General features: G+C 39.4%; 28 protein-coding genes. All 28 read right to left on the reverse strand.

Annotation, left to right across the window (positions count from 1 at the left end):
- Positions 1-14 precede the first annotated feature (14 nt).
- Positions 15-812, reverse strand: a complete 798-nt coding sequence (locus AB3H93_RS09200) for an energy-coupling factor transporter transmembrane protein EcfT (protein WP_010720435.1) — start codon at positions 810-812, stop codon at positions 15-17.
- Complete coding sequence (locus AB3H93_RS09205) at positions 802-1,671, reverse strand: energy-coupling factor ABC transporter ATP-binding protein (protein WP_034697740.1); 870 nt, start codon at positions 1,669-1,671, stop codon at positions 802-804. Before AB3H93_RS09205 ends, AB3H93_RS09200 begins: the two co-directional genes overlap by 11 nt.
- Positions 1,647-2,486 (reverse strand): energy-coupling factor ABC transporter ATP-binding protein, encoded by an 840-nt coding sequence (locus tag AB3H93_RS09210; protein ID WP_034697737.1) that lies wholly within the window; start codon positions 2,484-2,486, stop codon positions 1,647-1,649. The genes AB3H93_RS09205 and AB3H93_RS09210 overlap by 25 nt, the downstream gene beginning before the upstream one ends.
- A 272-nt stretch (positions 2,487-2,758) precedes the next feature.
- On the reverse strand, positions 2,759-3,139 hold the full coding sequence (gene rplQ, locus AB3H93_RS09215) for a 50S ribosomal protein L17 (RefSeq protein ID WP_005880733.1): 381 nt from the start codon (positions 3,137-3,139) through the stop codon (positions 2,759-2,761).
- A 27-nt stretch (positions 3,140-3,166) separates the two neighbouring features.
- On the reverse strand, positions 3,167-4,105 hold the full coding sequence (locus AB3H93_RS09220; RefSeq protein WP_005880735.1) for a DNA-directed RNA polymerase subunit alpha: 939 nt from the start codon (positions 4,103-4,105) through the stop codon (positions 3,167-3,169).
- 79 nt (positions 4,106-4,184) lie between these two features.
- Positions 4,185-4,574: a 30S ribosomal protein S11 gene (gene rpsK, locus AB3H93_RS09225; protein ID WP_002288714.1), complete on the reverse strand. Its 390-nt coding sequence runs from the start codon at positions 4,572-4,574 to the stop codon at positions 4,185-4,187.
- Between the two features lie 27 nt (positions 4,575-4,601).
- A complete protein-coding gene (gene rpsM, locus AB3H93_RS09230) occupies positions 4,602-4,967 on the reverse strand; it encodes a 30S ribosomal protein S13 (protein WP_002288713.1) in 366 nt (121 codons plus the stop codon).
- 17 nt (positions 4,968-4,984) lie between these two features.
- Complete coding sequence (rpmJ, locus tag AB3H93_RS09235; RefSeq protein WP_002288710.1) at positions 4,985-5,101, reverse strand: 50S ribosomal protein L36; 117 nt, start codon at positions 5,099-5,101, stop codon at positions 4,985-4,987.
- A gap of 32 nt (positions 5,102-5,133) precedes the next feature.
- Positions 5,134-5,352 (reverse strand): translation initiation factor IF-1, encoded by a 219-nt coding sequence (gene infA / locus AB3H93_RS09240; RefSeq protein WP_002288695.1) that lies wholly within the window; start codon positions 5,350-5,352, stop codon positions 5,134-5,136.
- A 191-nt stretch (positions 5,353-5,543) separates the two neighbouring features.
- Positions 5,544-6,191: an adenylate kinase gene (locus AB3H93_RS09245; RefSeq protein WP_368020474.1), complete on the reverse strand. Its 648-nt coding sequence runs from the start codon at positions 6,189-6,191 to the stop codon at positions 5,544-5,546.
- A gap of 59 nt (positions 6,192-6,250) precedes the next feature.
- Complete coding sequence (secY, locus tag AB3H93_RS09250; RefSeq protein WP_010720439.1) at positions 6,251-7,546, reverse strand: preprotein translocase subunit SecY; 1,296 nt, start codon at positions 7,544-7,546, stop codon at positions 6,251-6,253.
- A complete protein-coding gene (gene rplO / locus AB3H93_RS09255) occupies positions 7,546-7,986 on the reverse strand; it encodes a 50S ribosomal protein L15 (protein ID WP_010720440.1) in 441 nt (146 codons plus the stop codon). The genes secY and rplO overlap by 1 nt, the downstream gene beginning before the upstream one ends.
- Before the next feature lie 61 nt (positions 7,987-8,047).
- On the reverse strand, positions 8,048-8,227 hold the full coding sequence (gene rpmD / locus AB3H93_RS09260) for a 50S ribosomal protein L30 (protein ID WP_010720441.1): 180 nt from the start codon (positions 8,225-8,227) through the stop codon (positions 8,048-8,050).
- Between the two features lie 14 nt (positions 8,228-8,241).
- Positions 8,242-8,742, reverse strand: a complete 501-nt coding sequence (gene rpsE, locus AB3H93_RS09265) for a 30S ribosomal protein S5 (protein ID WP_002288681.1) — start codon at positions 8,740-8,742, stop codon at positions 8,242-8,244.
- 20 nt (positions 8,743-8,762) lie between these two features.
- A complete protein-coding gene (gene rplR, locus AB3H93_RS09270) occupies positions 8,763-9,119 on the reverse strand; it encodes a 50S ribosomal protein L18 (protein ID WP_005880747.1) in 357 nt (118 codons plus the stop codon).
- 158 nt (positions 9,120-9,277) lie between these two features.
- Entirely contained in the window at positions 9,278-9,814 is a 537-nt protein-coding gene (rplF, locus tag AB3H93_RS09275; protein ID WP_010720442.1) for a 50S ribosomal protein L6, read from the reverse strand.
- 31 nt (positions 9,815-9,845) lie between these two features.
- Positions 9,846-10,244, reverse strand: a complete 399-nt coding sequence (rpsH, locus tag AB3H93_RS09280) for a 30S ribosomal protein S8 (protein WP_002288675.1) — start codon at positions 10,242-10,244, stop codon at positions 9,846-9,848.
- A 36-nt stretch (positions 10,245-10,280) separates the two neighbouring features.
- A complete protein-coding gene (locus AB3H93_RS09285; protein ID WP_002356214.1) occupies positions 10,281-10,466 on the reverse strand; it encodes a type Z 30S ribosomal protein S14 in 186 nt (61 codons plus the stop codon).
- 18 nt (positions 10,467-10,484) lie between these two features.
- Positions 10,485-11,024, reverse strand: a complete 540-nt coding sequence (rplE, locus tag AB3H93_RS09290) for a 50S ribosomal protein L5 (protein ID WP_002288671.1) — start codon at positions 11,022-11,024, stop codon at positions 10,485-10,487.
- A 25-nt stretch (positions 11,025-11,049) separates the two neighbouring features.
- Positions 11,050-11,361 carry a 50S ribosomal protein L24 gene (gene rplX, locus AB3H93_RS09295; RefSeq protein ID WP_010720443.1) on the reverse strand — a complete coding sequence of 104 codons (312 nt, stop codon included), beginning with the start codon at positions 11,359-11,361 and terminating at the stop codon, positions 11,050-11,052.
- Positions 11,362-11,397: 36 nt separating this feature from the next.
- Positions 11,398-11,766, reverse strand: coding sequence for a 50S ribosomal protein L14 (rplN, locus tag AB3H93_RS09300; protein WP_002288669.1), 369 nt, complete (start codon positions 11,764-11,766; stop codon positions 11,398-11,400).
- A 57-nt stretch (positions 11,767-11,823) separates the two neighbouring features.
- A complete protein-coding gene (gene rpsQ, locus AB3H93_RS09305; protein WP_010720444.1) occupies positions 11,824-12,090 on the reverse strand; it encodes a 30S ribosomal protein S17 in 267 nt (88 codons plus the stop codon).
- 24 nt (positions 12,091-12,114) lie between these two features.
- A complete protein-coding gene (gene rpmC / locus AB3H93_RS09310) occupies positions 12,115-12,303 on the reverse strand; it encodes a 50S ribosomal protein L29 (protein WP_002288664.1) in 189 nt (62 codons plus the stop codon).
- Positions 12,293-12,727 carry a 50S ribosomal protein L16 gene (gene rplP, locus AB3H93_RS09315; RefSeq protein ID WP_010720445.1) on the reverse strand — a complete coding sequence of 145 codons (435 nt, stop codon included), beginning with the start codon at positions 12,725-12,727 and terminating at the stop codon, positions 12,293-12,295. Before rplP ends, rpmC begins: the two co-directional genes overlap by 11 nt.
- A gap of 2 nt (positions 12,728-12,729) precedes the next feature.
- On the reverse strand, positions 12,730-13,386 hold the full coding sequence (gene rpsC, locus AB3H93_RS09320) for a 30S ribosomal protein S3 (protein ID WP_010720446.1): 657 nt from the start codon (positions 13,384-13,386) through the stop codon (positions 12,730-12,732).
- Positions 13,387-13,399: 13 nt separating this feature from the next.
- On the reverse strand, positions 13,400-13,747 hold the full coding sequence (gene rplV, locus AB3H93_RS09325) for a 50S ribosomal protein L22 (protein WP_002288657.1): 348 nt from the start codon (positions 13,745-13,747) through the stop codon (positions 13,400-13,402).
- A 21-nt stretch (positions 13,748-13,768) separates the two neighbouring features.
- Complete coding sequence (rpsS, locus tag AB3H93_RS09330; RefSeq protein WP_010720447.1) at positions 13,769-14,047, reverse strand: 30S ribosomal protein S19; 279 nt, start codon at positions 14,045-14,047, stop codon at positions 13,769-13,771.
- A 42-nt stretch (positions 14,048-14,089) separates the two neighbouring features.
- Positions 14,090-14,923, reverse strand: coding sequence for a 50S ribosomal protein L2 (rplB, locus tag AB3H93_RS09335; RefSeq protein WP_010720448.1), 834 nt, complete (start codon positions 14,921-14,923; stop codon positions 14,090-14,092).
- Positions 14,924-14,952: the final 29 nt, after the last annotated feature.

Consider the following 14,952-nt stretch of genomic DNA (forward strand, 5'->3'; position numbering starts at 1 on the left):
CTTTCACCTACTCATCAACTTCTTAAAAAGACTAATGCAATGGTCATCAAGACAAAAACAACAAGGACCATCGTATCTCGTTGATGCCAATGCAGTATGCGGTACTTTGTTCTTCCTTCACCACCTTGGTATCCTCTTGCTTCCATGGCAGTCGCTAAATCTTCTGCCCGGTTAAAACTGCTAACAAACAAAGGAATCAGCAAAGGAATAACTGCTTTCATTTTTTGGACTAGACTTCCTTCACCAAAATCAACCCCACGAGCTCGTTGTGCATTCATGATTTTCTCTGTTTCATCCATCAACGTTGGTACGAATCGTAGAGCAATCGAAAGCATCAACGAAATTTCATGCACCGGAAAGCGAACTGCTTTTAATGGGCGAAGTAAATACTCAATCGCATCAGATAATTCCAAAGGTGGAGTCGTTAATGTTAATAAGGTAGACATAAAAATGATTAGTACAAATCGGCAAAAAATAAACAGCCCATTCATTACACCGAACTCCGTAATATTGAAGATTCCCCAACTCCAGTAGGTAGCACCACCGCTAGTAAATAATACTTGGAGTGCCACTGTAAATAAAATCAACCAGATCAAAGGACGGATGCCTCGGATGAAAAATTTGAAATCTACCTTTGAGAGAAAGACAGCAAGTAAAGTGAAAACAGCTAATAACGCATAAGTCTGCCAATTATTTGCTAAAAAAATAATTCCAATAAAGTAGAAACTTGCTAATAACTTTGCACGAGGGTCTAATCGATGGATCAAGGAATCTCCAGGCATGTATCGACCAAAAATTAATTTATTCATCATCAGGTTGTCCCCCTACTAATGCTACGAGCTGATCTGCTAATTCATCTGCAGTGATTGGAAGTTCGGAAAAAAGCGCTGTTCGACTATTCAGCTTTTCCGCAAATTCTGTCGCAGTCGGAACACCTAATTGCTTTTCTTTGAGCCAAGATAGATTTTGAAAAACTGCATGAGGTTGACCGCTATTTACAATCCTACCTTTTTCTAAGACATAAACATAATCCGCGTAATTTGCCACATCATCCATTAAATGAGTGACCAATACGATCGTGATTTTTTGTTCTTTGTGCAGTCGCCAGAACATATCCATCATTTCTTTTCGACCTTGAGGATCAAGTCCGGCCGTTGGTTCGTCTAATACTAGTACTTCCGGCTTCATAGCAAGTACACCTGCAATCGCTACTCGACGCATTTGTCCTCCTGATAATTCAAAAGGAGAACGCTCTAAGTAAGTTTCATCTAAACCAACTTGTGCTAATGTTTCTTTAGCTAAATCTCGTGCATCTTCCTCACTGACACCAAAGTTCTTTGGTCCAAAAGCAATGTCTTTTGCTACCGTTTCTTCAAATAATTGGGCTTCAGGAAACTGAAAAACAATGCCTACTTTTTTACGAATGGGTTTTAAGTTTTTATTATTCGTATCGGGTTTGATTTGTCGATCGCCAATATGTACGATCCCGCTGGTAGGTTTAATCAACGCATTCAAATGTTGCAGTAAGGTTGATTTCCCACTTCCAGTATGCCCGACTAAGGCTGTGTAGCTATTTTCTTTAATCATTAAATCAATATCAAATAATGCACGTTGTTCGAATGGTGTGTTTGGTTGATAGGTGAAATCTACTTTTTCAAAACGGATGTCCATAACCATTCCACCATCCTTTCTTCTGTCATATATTCACTAGGAACATCAATTCCTCGTTGCTTCAAGGCGCTTTTCAATTTTTCAGGAAAAGGAAGATCTAACCCTAAATTGATCAATTCTGGACCAGCAGAAAAGATTTGTTCTGGTGTGCCTTCATTGACTAATTCTCCTTGTTTCATCACTAATATCCGATTGGCATTTGCTGCCTCATCGATATCATGAGTGATAGATATGACGGTCAAATTACTTTCATCTTTGATTTTTTTAATCGTGGAAATCACTTCTTCACGACCTTCTGGATCAAGCATACTAGTAGCTTCATCTAAGATAATAATATCTGGACGTAGAGCTACGACTCCAGCAATGGCTACTCGTTGTTTTTGTCCACCAGAAAGTCTTGCTGGTTCACGTTTGGCAAAATCGATCATACGTACCTTTTCTAGCGCATCTTGTACACGGATCACCATTTCTTCTCTAGGTATACCTTGGTTCTCAAGACCAAAAGCAACATCATCTTCAACAGTAGATCCAACAAATTGGTTGTCTGGATTTTGGAAAACCATTCCAACCATTCGACGGATCGACCAGATATTTTCTTCATTAAGTGTTTGATTGCCAACTTTCACAATACCAGACTCTGGTAGAAGCAACCCATTGATTGTTTTTGCAAGTGTTGATTTCCCTGATCCATTATGTCCGATGATTGCGATCCACTCACCTTGCTTGATGGTAAATGAAATGTCTTTTAATGCTGGACGAGGGTCATCAGGTTGATATTTGTAATTAATCTTTCCTAATTCAATTATTGGCTCCATAATTACTCCTTCTCCATCCTAAGTTCCTACTAACACTATCAAAAAACACCTGATTTTTCAATTGTTTCCGTTTTAATTAAAGTGTTTTTTTACACCTTCAATTAGATGTCTTGACAGGTAATTGAAGGTACAAAAAAACACTTTATGATGAGTGCATACTCCCCAAACCGATAGATTTGGGGAGTAGCGCTGAGCTAGACTCGGAAGAGTTAACTTCCAACATCATAACACTCTAAAAGAATCATCTATAAAGTGATGTTATTAGTGTGATTTTAGACAAGTTCTAAGACAACCATTGGTGCACCATCACCGCGTCTTGGTTCTGTCTTCAAGATACGAGTGTAGCCACCTTGACGTTCAGCATAACGAGGTGCAATATCATTAAATAGTTTTTGTAAAGCTGATTCAATGACGATGTCCTCATTTTCTTCACGTACGCTAGCAACTTCATTACGTACAAAAGCCGCAGCTTGACGACGTGCATGTAAGTCTCCACGTTTGCCTAAAGTGATCATTTTTTCTGTAGTTGAGCGAACTTCTTTCGCACGAGCTTCAGTAGTCACAATACGTTCGTTAATTAATAAGTCAGTTGTTAAATCACGCAACATCGCTTTACGTTGGCTAGATGTGCGTCCTAGTTTACGATAACTCACGTTGGTTTCCCTCCTTCGTAAAAGGTTTTAATCTTCCTTACGTAAACCTAAACCTAAGTCGTGTAATTTAGCTTTCACTTCTTCTAATGATTTACGTCCTAAGTTACGGACTTTGATCATTTCTGGCTCAGATTTATTTGTAAGTTCTTGTACAGTATTGATTCCTGCACGTTTCAAACAATTATAAGAGCGAACAGACAAGTCTAATTCTTCAATTGTCATTTCTAACATTTTTTCTTTTTGTGTTTCTTCTTTTTCGACCATGATTTCAGCATTTTTAGCTTCATCAGTTAGGTTTACAAAGATGTCTAAATGTTCTGTCATGATTTTTGCAGATAAACTCATTGCTTCCAACGGTTCGATTGAACCATCTGTCCAAATCTCCATCGTCAATTTATCAAAATCTTCACGGTGTCCAACACGAGTGTTTTCTACTTGGTAGTTCACACGACGAACTGGCGTGTAGATTGAATCGACTGGAAGTACACCAATTGGCATATCTTCTTTTTTGTTTTCATCTGCTTGAACATAACCACGTCCTGGCTTCACTGTTAAGCGAGCGTGGAACGTAGCTCCTTCAGAGACGCTACAGATGTACATATCTTTGTTAAGAATTTCTACCTCACTATCAACGATAATATCGCCAGCAGTTACTGTAGCAGGTCCGGTAATATCGATTTCAAGGGTTTTTTCTTCTTGACCATACATTTTAAGTGCTAAGCCTTTAATGTTCAAGATGATTTGAGTGACGTCTTCTCTTACCCCTTTAATGGTAGAGAATTCATGCAGTACACCATCGATTTGAATATTAGTGATGGCAGCACCTGGCAAAGAAGATAATAAAATACGACGTAGGGAATTCCCTAAAGTAGTCCCATATCCTCTTTCAAGAGGTTCAACGATGAACTTGCCATAATCTTTTTCTTCATCAATTTTTGCGATTCTTGGTTTTTCGAACTCAATCATTCTTATCTTTACCCCTTTCAAAACGAAAAGTGTCTTGTTCAATGACGTTACTAATAGAACTCAAAATGAGCGGCACTCATTAAACACGACGGCGTTTTGGAGGGCGGGCACCATTATGAGGAACTGGAGTCACGTCACGAATTGCAGTCACTTCTAAACCTGTAGCTTGTAATGAACGAATTGCTGCTTCACGTCCAGAACCAGGTCCTTTAACTGTTACTTCAACAGTTTTTAATCCGTGTTCCATTGCTGCTTTTGTAGCTGTTTCTGCTGCCATTTGAGCGGCAAAAGGAGTTGATTTTTTGCTTCCTTTGAAGCCTAATGAACCAGCTGATGACCACGCTAATGCATTCCCGTGAGTATCAGTGATCATGATGATAGTGTTGTTGAATGTAGAATGGATATGTGCAATACCTGCTTCTATATTCTTTTTCACACGGCGTTTACGATTCACTTTTTTTGCTGCCATGAAGTTCTAACCTCCTTCACTTAAGAATTATTTTTTCTTGCCAGCGATAGCGCGAGCTGGACCTTTACGAGTACGTGCATTGTTTTTCGTGTTTTGTCCACGAACAGGCAATCCACGACGATGACGGATTCCACGGTATGAACCGATTTCCATCAAACGTTTGATGTTTAAGTTCACTTCACGACGAAGGTCACCTTCAACTTTTAATTTATCTACTTCTGCACGGATAGCATCTGTTTGTTCATTCGTTAATTCACGAACACGAACATCTTCAGATACACCAGCATCAGCTAAGATTTTTTTAGCAGTAGTGTTACCAATACCATAGATATAAGTAAGAGAAACTACTACACGTTTATCACGAGGAATATCTACTCCTGCAATACGAGCCATATTTATTGCACCTCCAATTATCCTTGACGTTGTTTATGTTTTGGATTTGCTGGGCAAATCACCATAACGCGTCCTTTACGACGAATTACTTTACAATGTTCGCACATTGGTTTTACTGATGGTCTTACTTTCATGATAATACCTCCTGTAGTTTTACGGAGTACAATTATTTAAAGCGATAAGTAATACGGCCACGGTTTAAATCATACGGAGACAATTCAACCGTCACTTTGTCACCAGGTAAGATACGGATGTAATGCATACGGATTTTACCTGAAACAGTAGCAAGAACTTGGTGTCCGTTTTCTAGTTCAACTTTAAACATTGCATTCGGCAAAGTTTCGACGACTGTACCTTCGACTTCAATCATATCTTCTTTTGCCACGCACAGTACCTCCTTGTACTTGTTTCGCATTTTCACACGATAAAATGGCGGAAACTGCAGTTCCCACCTCAAAATTCTCAAAATGGATCATCTAGAGGATTTCTCTAGAAGTCGGACTGACATATTCTATCATAATTTATTGAACTTGACAAGAGTAACTGCTTAATGCAAGTCGGCTACGGGCAATCGTGCTATTTTTCAATAATTTTTTGGACATCAGTAAATACAGCATCGATTTCACGATCACCATCGATAGTGTTTAGCAAACCTTGTTCTTTGTAATAGGCCAAGATTGGTTCACTATTTTTGATGTTGATAGCCAGACGATTTTTAACCGTCTCAGGTTTATCATCTTCTCTTTGATAGAATTCATGCCCACCACAACGATCACATGTATCTTCAACTTTTGTAGGGTTAAAAATTTTATGATAAGTTGCTCCACAATTGCTGCAAATGAATCGGCCAGCTAAACGCTCAACCAATACATCTTCACCAACATGGATATTGATGACTGCATCAATTTTTTTGTCTAAGTCTTTTAACATTGCATCTAGCGCTTCCGCTTGCTCAAGTGTACGGGGAAAACCATCTAATAAGAAGCCTTTTTCCGTATCAGGTTCAGCTAAGCGCTCTTTCACGATTCCATTTGTTACTTCATCAGGAACTAATTCACCTTTATCAATATAAGACTTTGCTTCCAAGCCAAGAGCTGTTTCATTTTGCATTGCTGCACGGAACATGTCTCCTGTTGAGATGTGAGGAATATGATAAGCATCAATGATTTTTTCTGCTTGTGTTCCTTTACCTGCGCCTGGTAGCCCCATTAAAATGAGGTTCATTGTTTTCCCTCCTAATAAATGTGAGAACGTGTGTTGAGGAAAAACCTCAACACGCTTTCTTACTCGATAAATCCAACGTACTTACGTTTCAGCATTAAGCCTTCTAACTGTTTCGCAGTTTCTAAAGCTACACCGATGACGATCAGTAAGCTAGTACCACCTAACCCAATGGACTGAGGCAGATTCCAAATCATTTGAGCAATGATCGGTAATAAAGCCACTAAACCAAGGAAAATCGCACCGACTGTACTTAAACGCATCAATAAGCTTGAGACATACTCTTCAGTTCCTTTACCAGGACGTACGCTTGGTATATAGCTTCCTTGTTTTTGTAAGTTTTCCGCTAATTTCTCAGGGTTTACTTGAACAAAAGCATAGAAGAATGTGAATGCGACGATCAAGATCGTATAAATAGTTGCACCAGGTGCAGTATTATAGTTAAAGATCTGCATCATTATTTTATACCAGTTTTCAGCCCCAAATCTTCCACTCAATGCTTGTAAAACCGCATTAGGTGTCGCAATAAACGAACTTGCAAAGATAACCGGGATAACCCCAGCCGCATTGACTTTCAACGGTAGATAACTACTTGTTGGTGCCCCTGCTACACGTTTCGTATATTGAATTGGGATTTTGCGTTCAGCTTGTTGGAAAAATGTAACGCACGTTACGATCAATAAGATTGCAACGATTAAAATAGCAATGAAAATTGCAGATTTCCAGATATCTGATTGATTGATATTTACGAAATAGTCTTCATAAATTTCTTTTACACTTTCAGGAAGTCGAGAAATGATCCCTGCAAAGATGATCATTGATACTCCGTTACCGATTCCTTTTTCTGTGATTTGTTCTCCTAACCAAGTGACAAACATTGTACCCGCAGTCAAAATCAGACCGATAGTAACATAGGTTGAAACGTTAGGGTTATTCACAAAACCTAGTTGAGCATATTGGTTAAATCCAGCAGTGATCCCAACAGATTGGACAAATGCCAATACTAATGTCAGGTATCGAGTTGCTTGATTCAACTTCTTACGACCAACCTCTCCTTGTTTTGACCATTCAACAAAACGTGGCACGATATCCATTTGTAACAATTGGATAACGATCGAAGCTGTAATGTAAGGCGAAACCCCCATTGAGAAGATGGAGAAGTTTTGCATCGCACTACCACTCACCAAGTTCAACATGTTGAAAAAAGGTAAAGAAGAAAGGTTTTGCAATGAACTAGCATTTACTCCGGGCACAGTGATATGTGCACCTAAGCGAAATACAAATAGAACAAAAACAGTAAATAGGATTTTGGATCTAATGTCTTTTACTTTAAAAGCATCTTTTAACAGTTTGAACATTAGATCACCTCAATTGACCCACCAGCAGCAACGATTGCTTCTTCAGCTGCCTTAGAGAATTTTGCGGCTTTCACAGTCAATTTCTTAGTTAACTCACCGTTAGCTAATACTTTGATTCCAGATTTTTCGTTTTTCACGATTCCAGCTTCTACTAAAGCAACTGGAGTTACTTCAGCACCATCTTCAAAACGATTTAGGACATCAAGGTTGATGACTGCATAATCTTTGCGGTTCACGTTTGTGAAACCACGTTTTGGTAAACGACGGAATAATGGAGTTTGACCCCCTTCAAATCCTAGACGTACACCACCGCCTGAACGAGCTTTTTGACCTTTTTGACCACGTCCAGCAGTTTTTCCGTTACCAGAAGAAGTACCACGTCCAACACGGTTACGTACTTGTCGTGAACCTTCTGCAGGTTTTAATTCATGAAGTTTCATAGGTTTGGCACCTCCTTAATATTCTAGTTCATATTTCTTACTATATACTAGGTTTGTTTAATTAGATTTCTTCAACGTCCACCAAGTGAGAAACAGTGTTGATCATGCCTTTGATTGCTTCATTAGCAGGTTTAACCACTGAGCTGTTAATCTTTGTAAGACCTAACGCTTTTACTGTATCACGTTGGTTTTGAGGACGTCCGATAATACTGCGTTTTAAAGTAACTTTTAATTCAGCCATTATTTTTGTCCTCCTTATCCGATTAATTCTTCAACTGATTTGCCGCGAAGTTCTGCAACTTCTTCTGCACGTTTCAATTGTTTCAAACCTTCAACAGTTGCACGAACAACGTTGATTGGTGTATTTGAACCTAAAGATTTAGAAGTGATATCTGCTACCCCTGCTAATTCCAATACGGCACGAACTGGTCCACCAGCAGCAACCCCAGAACCTTCAACAGCAGGTTTCATTAGGATTCTACCACCACTAAAAGCACCGATGACTTCGTGTGGGATTGTTGAACCAACCATAGGTACTTCAACTAAGTTTTTCTTCGCATCTTCAATTGCTTTACGGATTGCTTCAGGTACTTCTTGTGCTTTACCAGTACCAAATCCTACATGTCCGTTTTTGTCACCGACAACAACTAAAGCAGCAAAACGTAGACGACGTCCACCTTTAACAACTTTTGTTACACGGTTAATTGCAACAACGCGGTCTTCTAATTCCAAATGTTTTGGATCGATATAAACCATGAATGGTATTCCTCCTTTTCCTAAAATTCTAGTCCATTTTCGCGAGCAGCTTCAGCTAAAGCTTGCACACGGCCATGGTAAAGGTATCCACCACGGTCAAAGACTACTACTTTAATGCCTTTTTCAGTTGCACGTTCAGCAACTAATTTACCGACAGCTTGTGCTGCTTCTGTTTTTGTTCCACCTGAAATTTCTTTATCCAAGGTAGAGGCACTTGCTAGCGTTACACCCGCTACGTCATCAATAATTTGAGCGTAGATGTTTTTGTTAGAACGAAAAACGTTCAAGCGTGGGCGCTCAGCAGTACCAGAGATATTGTTACGTACACGACGATGTCTTTTCTGACGTGTTTTGTTCTTATCTGGTTTTGTAATCACAATTGTCACCTCTTTAATTTTATTGTACTGCACTTAGGCAGAAACACCAAAGTCTCGAAAAATAGAAGCTGCGGCACAAGTTAAATTTCTTTTGAATGAAGGTAAACTTCTGCAAAATCCTTTTTTCCTGCTGCTGGCTTCTATGCAATTTTTCTAAACTATTTACCAGTTTTACCTTCTTTACGGCGTACATATTCGCCAACATAACGAATACCTTTACCTTTATAAGGTTCTGGAGGACGAGTTCCGCGAATGTTCGCAGCTAATTCGCCAACTTCTTCTTTGTTCGCACCTTTAACAATTACTTGTGTGTTAGCTGGTACTTCAACAGTTACACCAGCTGGTGGTGTGATTTCTACTGGATGTGAGTAACCTACGTTCAAGACAAGTTTTGATCCTTGTAATTGCGCACGGTACCCAACCCCGATCAATTCTAATGCTTTTTGGAATCCTTCACTAACACCTACAACCATGTTGTTGAAGTTAGCACGAGTTGTTCCATGGATTGTTTTCATTTCTTTACTGTCATTTGGACGAGTGAAAGTCACTTCGTTTCCTTCGATATTCATTTTGATATCAGAAGAGAAAGTACGTGTTAATTCACCTTTAGGTCCTTTAACTGTAATGTTGTTTCCATCTTGAGTAACTGTTACTCCTTCAGGGATCACAACAACTTTATTTCCAATACGGCTCACTTAAAGACACCTCCTTGTAAATTCTAGTTGATTACCATACGTAAGCGATAACTTCGCCGCCGATATTTTTTTCACGAGCTTCTTTATCAGTAACAACACCTTCAGAAGTCGAAATGATTGCGATACCTAAACCGTTCAATACTTTTGGTACTTCGTCAGCTTTGACATAAGCACGCAAACCTGGTTTAGAGATACGTTTTAAGTTAGTGATAACACGTTCGCCGTTTTTACCAAATTTTAGGAAAACACGGATCACGCCTTGTTTGTCATCTTCGATATATTCAACATCACGAACGAAACCTTCACGTTTTAAGATTTCAGCGATGTCACGTTTAATTTTTGATGCAGGAACTTCTAAAGACTCATGTTTAACCATGTTTGCGTTACGGATACGAGTTAGAAAATCTGCAATTGGATCTGTCATGACCATTGATCTTTTACCTCCTTCTTATGCGAATTTACTTTTTTACCAGCTAGCTTTCTTCACGCCGGGAATTTGACCTTTATAGGCAAGTTCGCGGAAGCAAATACGGCAAAGATGGAACTTACGATAAACTGAATGTGGACGTCCGCAACGTTCGCAACGAGTGTAAGCTTGTGTTGAATGTTTTGCAGGGCGTTTGTTTTTAGCAATCATTGATTTTTTAGCCACGTAGTTCGCCTCCTTTAATTATTTTTGGAATGGCATGCCTAATTGTGTCAACAACTCACGAGATTCTTCATCTGAGTTAGCTGTCGTTACAATAACGATGTCCATACCACGTACTTTATCTACTAAATCGTAATCTACTTCTGGGAAGATCAATTGTTCTTTAATACCTAAAGTATAGTTTCCACGACCGTCAAAGGCTTTTTTACTTACACCATGGAAGTCACGTACACGTGGTAGAGAAACTGAAACCAATTTGTCTAGAAATTCGTACATTCTTTCTCCGCGCAAGGTAACTTTTGCCCCAATTGGCATTCCTTCACGTAAACGGAATCCAGCGATTGATTTTTTAGCTTTAGTAATCATTGGTTTTTGTCCAGTGATCAAAGTTAATTCTTCAACTGCTTTATCTAAGTTTTTAGCGTTTGATACCGCATCACCAACACCCATGTTGATGACGATTTTTTCAACTTTAGGTGTTTGCATAACAGAGCTATAGTTAAATTTTTCCATCAATGATGGAGTTACTTCTTTAAGATATTTTTCTTTTAGGCGGTTCATTCAGTAAGCCCCTCCTTCCTTAAACTTATTTATTATCTAAAACTTCACCGGTTTTTTTAGAAACGCGGACTTTTTTGCCATCTACTTCTTTGTAGCCAACTCGGCCAGCTACGCCAGTAGAGTCGATCACCATCACGTTAGAAACATGAATTGGTGCTTCCATCTCAACAATTCCACCTTGAGGAGCAGCTTGAGAAGGTTTTTGGTGTTTTTTAACAACATTCACACCTTCGACAATGACTTTATCTTTTTTCGGAAACGCTGCTAATACAACGCCTTCTTTATTTTTGTCTTTTCCAGTGATAACTTTAACTTTATCGCCTTTTTTAACAAACATAACTGTTTCGCACCTCCTTTGATAAGTGTCTCAAGATTATAAAACTTCTGGTGCTAGTGAAACGATCTTCATGAAGTTGTTTTCACGTAGTTCACGTGCAACCGGCCCAAAGATACGCGTTCCACGAGGGCTTTTATCATCACGAATAATCACTGCAGCATTTTCATCAAATTTAATATATGAACCGTCTGTACGACGAGCTCCTGATTTTGTTCGAACGATAACGGCTTTTACGACGTCACCTTTTTTGACAACCCCACCTGGCGTTGCTTGTTTAACCGTAGCAACGATCACATCACCGATGTTAGCAGTTTTACGACCAGAACCACCAAGGACTTTGATCGTCAAAATTTCACGTGCGCCTGAATTATCAGCGACTTTTAAACGACTTTCTGCTTGGATCACGTTGTGTATCCTCCTTTCAGATTTTGCATTCAATCTATATAGGAAAATCTCGTGTTATTAGATAATAACTGCTTCTTCGACTACTTCCAACAAACGGAAACGTTTTGTAGCTGATAATGGACGAGTTTCCATAATTTTCACGATGTCGCCAACTTTAGCTGTGTTGTTTTCATCATGCACTTTGTATTTCTTAGAATAGTTCATGCGTTTGCCATAGATAGGGTGGTTTTTCTTTGTTTCAACAGAAACTGTAATGGTTTTATCCATTTTGTCAGATACCACGCGACCTTGATAAACTTTGCGTTGATTTCTTTCTTCAGTCATACGCTTAATGGCCTCCTTCCATAATTACTTAGCTTGTTCACGCAATACAGTTTTGATGCGTGCAATCGATTTACGTACTTCTTTAATACGTGCAGTGTTTTCTAATTGACCTGTTGCTAATTGGAATCTAAGATTAAACAATTCTTCTTTTAATTGTTTTTCTTGATCAAGCATTTCGGCAGTGGTTAATTCTCTGATTTCTTTAACCTTCATTCGATTCACCACCCATTTCCTCACGTTTTACGATCTTAGTTTTCATTGGTAATTTGTGAGAAGCTAGACGTAACGCTTCACGAGCCACTTCTTCAGACACGCCTGCAATTTCAAACATGATTTTACCACGTTTTACTGGTGCAACCCATCCTTCAGGTGCCCCTTTACCAGAACCCATACGTACCCCAATTGCTTTGGCAGTATAAGATTTGTGAGGGAAAATTTTAATCCATACTTTCCCACCACGTTTCATGTAACGAGTCATTGCGATACGAGCAGCTTCGATTTGGCGGTTAGTGATCCAATGTGAATCAACAGCTTGCAAACCGTATTCACCGAATGCTACTTCTTTACCACCTTTGGCTTCCCCGCGCATTTTTCCGCGGAATTCACGACGGTGTTTTACACGTTTAGGTACTAACATGATTATTTCCCTCCTTTCTCAGTGTTTTTTTTAGTTGGAAGAATTTCTCCACGATAGATCCACACTTTAACTCCTAGTTTTCCGTATGTTGTATCTGCTTCTTCCCATGCGTAATCAATATCCGCACGTAATGTGTGAAGAGGAACAGTTCCTTCTGAGTATCCTTCTGAACGAGCGATGTCCGCACCGTTTAGACGTCCAGATACTTGAGTTTTGATCCCTTTAGCGCCAGCACGCATTGAACGTTGGATGGCTTGTTTTTGAGCGCGACGGAAAGCAACACGATTTTCTAATTGACGTGCGATTCCTTCACCTACTAATTTTGCATCTAAATCTGGTTTTTTGATTTCCACGATGTTGATATGGATTCTTTTACCAGTTAATTTATTTAATTCTTTTCTTAGGTTTTCGACTTCAGATCCGCCTTTACCAATAACCATACCTGGTTTTGCTGTGTGAATTGAAATGTTAACACGGCCTGTAGCACGTTCGATTTCAATTGTTGATACAGCAGCATCAGCAAGTTTAGTTGAAATAAATTTACGGATTCTTAAATCTTCGTGTAAGAACTCTGCATACTCTTTTTCAGCATACCATTTAGCATCCCAGTCGCGGATGATGCCTACACGCATTCCAATTGGATGTACTTTTTGACCCACTGATTATCCCTCCTTATTTTTCTGATACGACTACCGTGATATGACTTGTACGTTTGTTGATTGGAGAAGCTGATCCTTTTGCACGTGGACGGAAACGTTTCATTGTTGGTCCTTCGTTAACAAATGCTTCAGATACTACCAAGTTTTCAACATCTAAGTCAAAATTGTTTTCTGCATTCGCAACTGCTGACATCAATACTTTTTCAATGATTCCAGCAGATTTGTTTGGTGTGAATTTCAAGATTGAAATTGCATCCGCAACACTTTTACCTCTGATAAGGTCAATTACTAAACGGGCTTTTCGAGGTGAAGTGCGAACTGTTTTTGCAGTTGCTTTAGCTGATGTGATTTGTTCTGCCATTTGGTTTTATCCTCCCCTCAATTAGCGTTTCGTTTTCTTATCGTCTGCAGCATGGCCACGATAAGTTCTTGTTGGTGCGAATTCACCTAGTTTGTGTCCTACCATATCTTCTTGGATGTAAACTGGTACGTGTTTACGTCCATCGTATACTGCGATGGTATATCCAACAAAACTTGGGAAAATGGTCGAACGACGAGACCAAGTTTTGATAACTTTTTTCTTTTCAACCCCTGCTTGAGCTTCAACTTTGTTCATTAAATGCTCATCAACGAAAGGTCCTTTCTTTAAACTACGACCCATGGTGAACCTCCTCTCAAAATGTGCGACACATGGTCAAAGAAATTATTTATTTTTACGACGACGAACAATAAGTTTGTCTGATTTAGCTTTTTTATCACGAGTTTTGTAACCAAGTGCTGGTTGTCCCCAAGGAGAAACTGGTGCTTTACGTCCGATAGGAGCTTTACCTTCACCACCACCGTGTGGGTGATCGTTAGGGTTCATTACGCTACCACGTACAGTTGGGCGTTTACGCATCCAACGAGAGCGTCCAGCTTTACCGATGTTGATCAATTCGTGTTGTTCGTTACCTACTGAACCGATTGTTGCACGGCAAGCAGCTAAGATCATACGAACTTCACCAGAGTTTAAGCGGATCAATACGTATTTGCCTTCTTTACCAAGTACTTGAGCACTTGTACCAGCAGAACGGATTAATTGTCCACCTTTACCAGGTTTCATTTCAATATTGTGGATAACAGTACCAACTGGAATGTTTTCTAAAGGAAGAGCATTTCCGACTTTGATATCTGCATCTGGACCTGAAACAAGTTTCATTCCAACTTGTAGTCCTTTTGGTGCTAAGATGTAAGCTTTCACTCCATCTTCATAGTGTACTAACGCGATGTTAGCTGAACGGTTTGGATCGTATTCGATCGTTTGAACAGTTGCAACAACGTTATCTTTGTTACGTTTGAAGTCGATCACGCGATATTGGCGTTTGTGTCCGCCGCCTTGGTGACGTACAGTGATGCGGCCGTTATTGTTACGTCCAGCATGGTTTTTCAATGGTTGTAACAATGATTTTTCAGGTGTTGATGTTGTGATTTCAGCAAAATCAGAACCTGTCATGTTACGACGACCATTTGAGGTAGGTTTGTACTTTTTAATCGCCACGTTTTTCCCTCCTAATTTAATGAGTTATC

The sequence above is a fragment of the Enterococcus sp. C74 genome (assembly GCF_040887125.1).
Taxonomy (GTDB): Bacteria; Bacillota; Bacilli; order Lactobacillales; family Enterococcaceae; genus Enterococcus_B; species Enterococcus_B hirae.

Bases quoted from the DNA above. Each gene is read 5' to 3' on its own strand.
- AB3H93_RS09200 (WP_010720435.1), bottom strand. From the start codon at position 812: ATGATGAATAAATTAATTTTTGGTCGATACATGCCTGGAGATTCCTTG.
- AB3H93_RS09205 (WP_034697740.1), bottom strand. From the start codon at position 1,671: ATGGACATCCGTTTTGAAAAAGTAGATTTCACCTATCAACCAAACACA.
- AB3H93_RS09210 (WP_034697737.1), bottom strand. From the start codon at position 2,486: ATGGAGCCAATAATTGAATTAGGAAAGATTAATTACAAATATCAACCT.
- AB3H93_RS09220 (WP_005880735.1), bottom strand. From the start codon at position 4,105: ATGATTGAGTTCGAAAAACCAAGAATCGCAAAAATTGATGAAGAAAAA.
- rpsK (WP_002288714.1), bottom strand. From the start codon at position 4,574: ATGGCAGCAAAAAAAGTGAATCGTAAACGCCGTGTGAAAAAGAATATA.
- rpsM (WP_002288713.1), bottom strand. From the start codon at position 4,967: ATGGCTCGTATTGCAGGAGTAGATATTCCTCGTGATAAACGTGTAGTA.
- rpmJ (WP_002288710.1), bottom strand. From the start codon at position 5,101: ATGAAAGTAAGACCATCAGTAAAACCAATGTGCGAACATTGTAAAGTA.
- AB3H93_RS09245 (WP_368020474.1), bottom strand. From the start codon at position 6,191: ATGAACCTCATTTTAATGGGGCTACCAGGCGCAGGTAAAGGAACACAA.
- secY (WP_010720439.1), bottom strand. From the start codon at position 7,546: ATGTTCAAACTGTTAAAAGATGCTTTTAAAGTAAAAGACATTAGATCC.
- rplO (WP_010720440.1), bottom strand. From the start codon at position 7,986: ATGAAACTTCATGAATTAAAACCTGCAGAAGGTTCACGACAAGTACGT.
- rpmD (WP_010720441.1), bottom strand. From the start codon at position 8,227: ATGGCTGAATTAAAAGTTACTTTAAAACGCAGTATTATCGGACGTCCT.
- rpsE (WP_002288681.1), bottom strand. From the start codon at position 8,742: ATGGTTTATATCGATCCAAAACATTTGGAATTAGAAGACCGCGTTGTT.
- rpsH (WP_002288675.1), bottom strand. From the start codon at position 10,244: ATGGTCATGACAGATCCAATTGCAGATTTTCTAACTCGTATCCGTAAC.
- rplE (WP_002288671.1), bottom strand. From the start codon at position 11,024: ATGAACCGCCTAAAAGAAAAATATCTTAAAGAAGTAACTCCATCATTG.
- rplX (WP_010720443.1), bottom strand. From the start codon at position 11,361: ATGTTTGTTAAAAAAGGCGATAAAGTTAAAGTTATCACTGGAAAAGAC.
- rpsQ (WP_010720444.1), bottom strand. From the start codon at position 12,090: ATGACTGAAGAAAGAAATCAACGCAAAGTTTATCAAGGTCGCGTGGTA.
- rpmC (WP_002288664.1), bottom strand. From the start codon at position 12,303: ATGAAGGTTAAAGAAATCAGAGAATTAACCACTGCCGAAATGCTTGAT.
- rplP (WP_010720445.1), bottom strand. From the start codon at position 12,727: ATGTTAGTACCTAAACGTGTAAAACACCGTCGTGAATTCCGCGGAAAA.
- rplV (WP_002288657.1), bottom strand. From the start codon at position 13,747: ATGGCAGAACAAATCACATCAGCTAAAGCAACTGCAAAAACAGTTCGC.
- rpsS (WP_010720447.1), bottom strand. From the start codon at position 14,047: ATGGGTCGTAGTTTAAAGAAAGGACCTTTCGTTGATGAGCATTTAATG.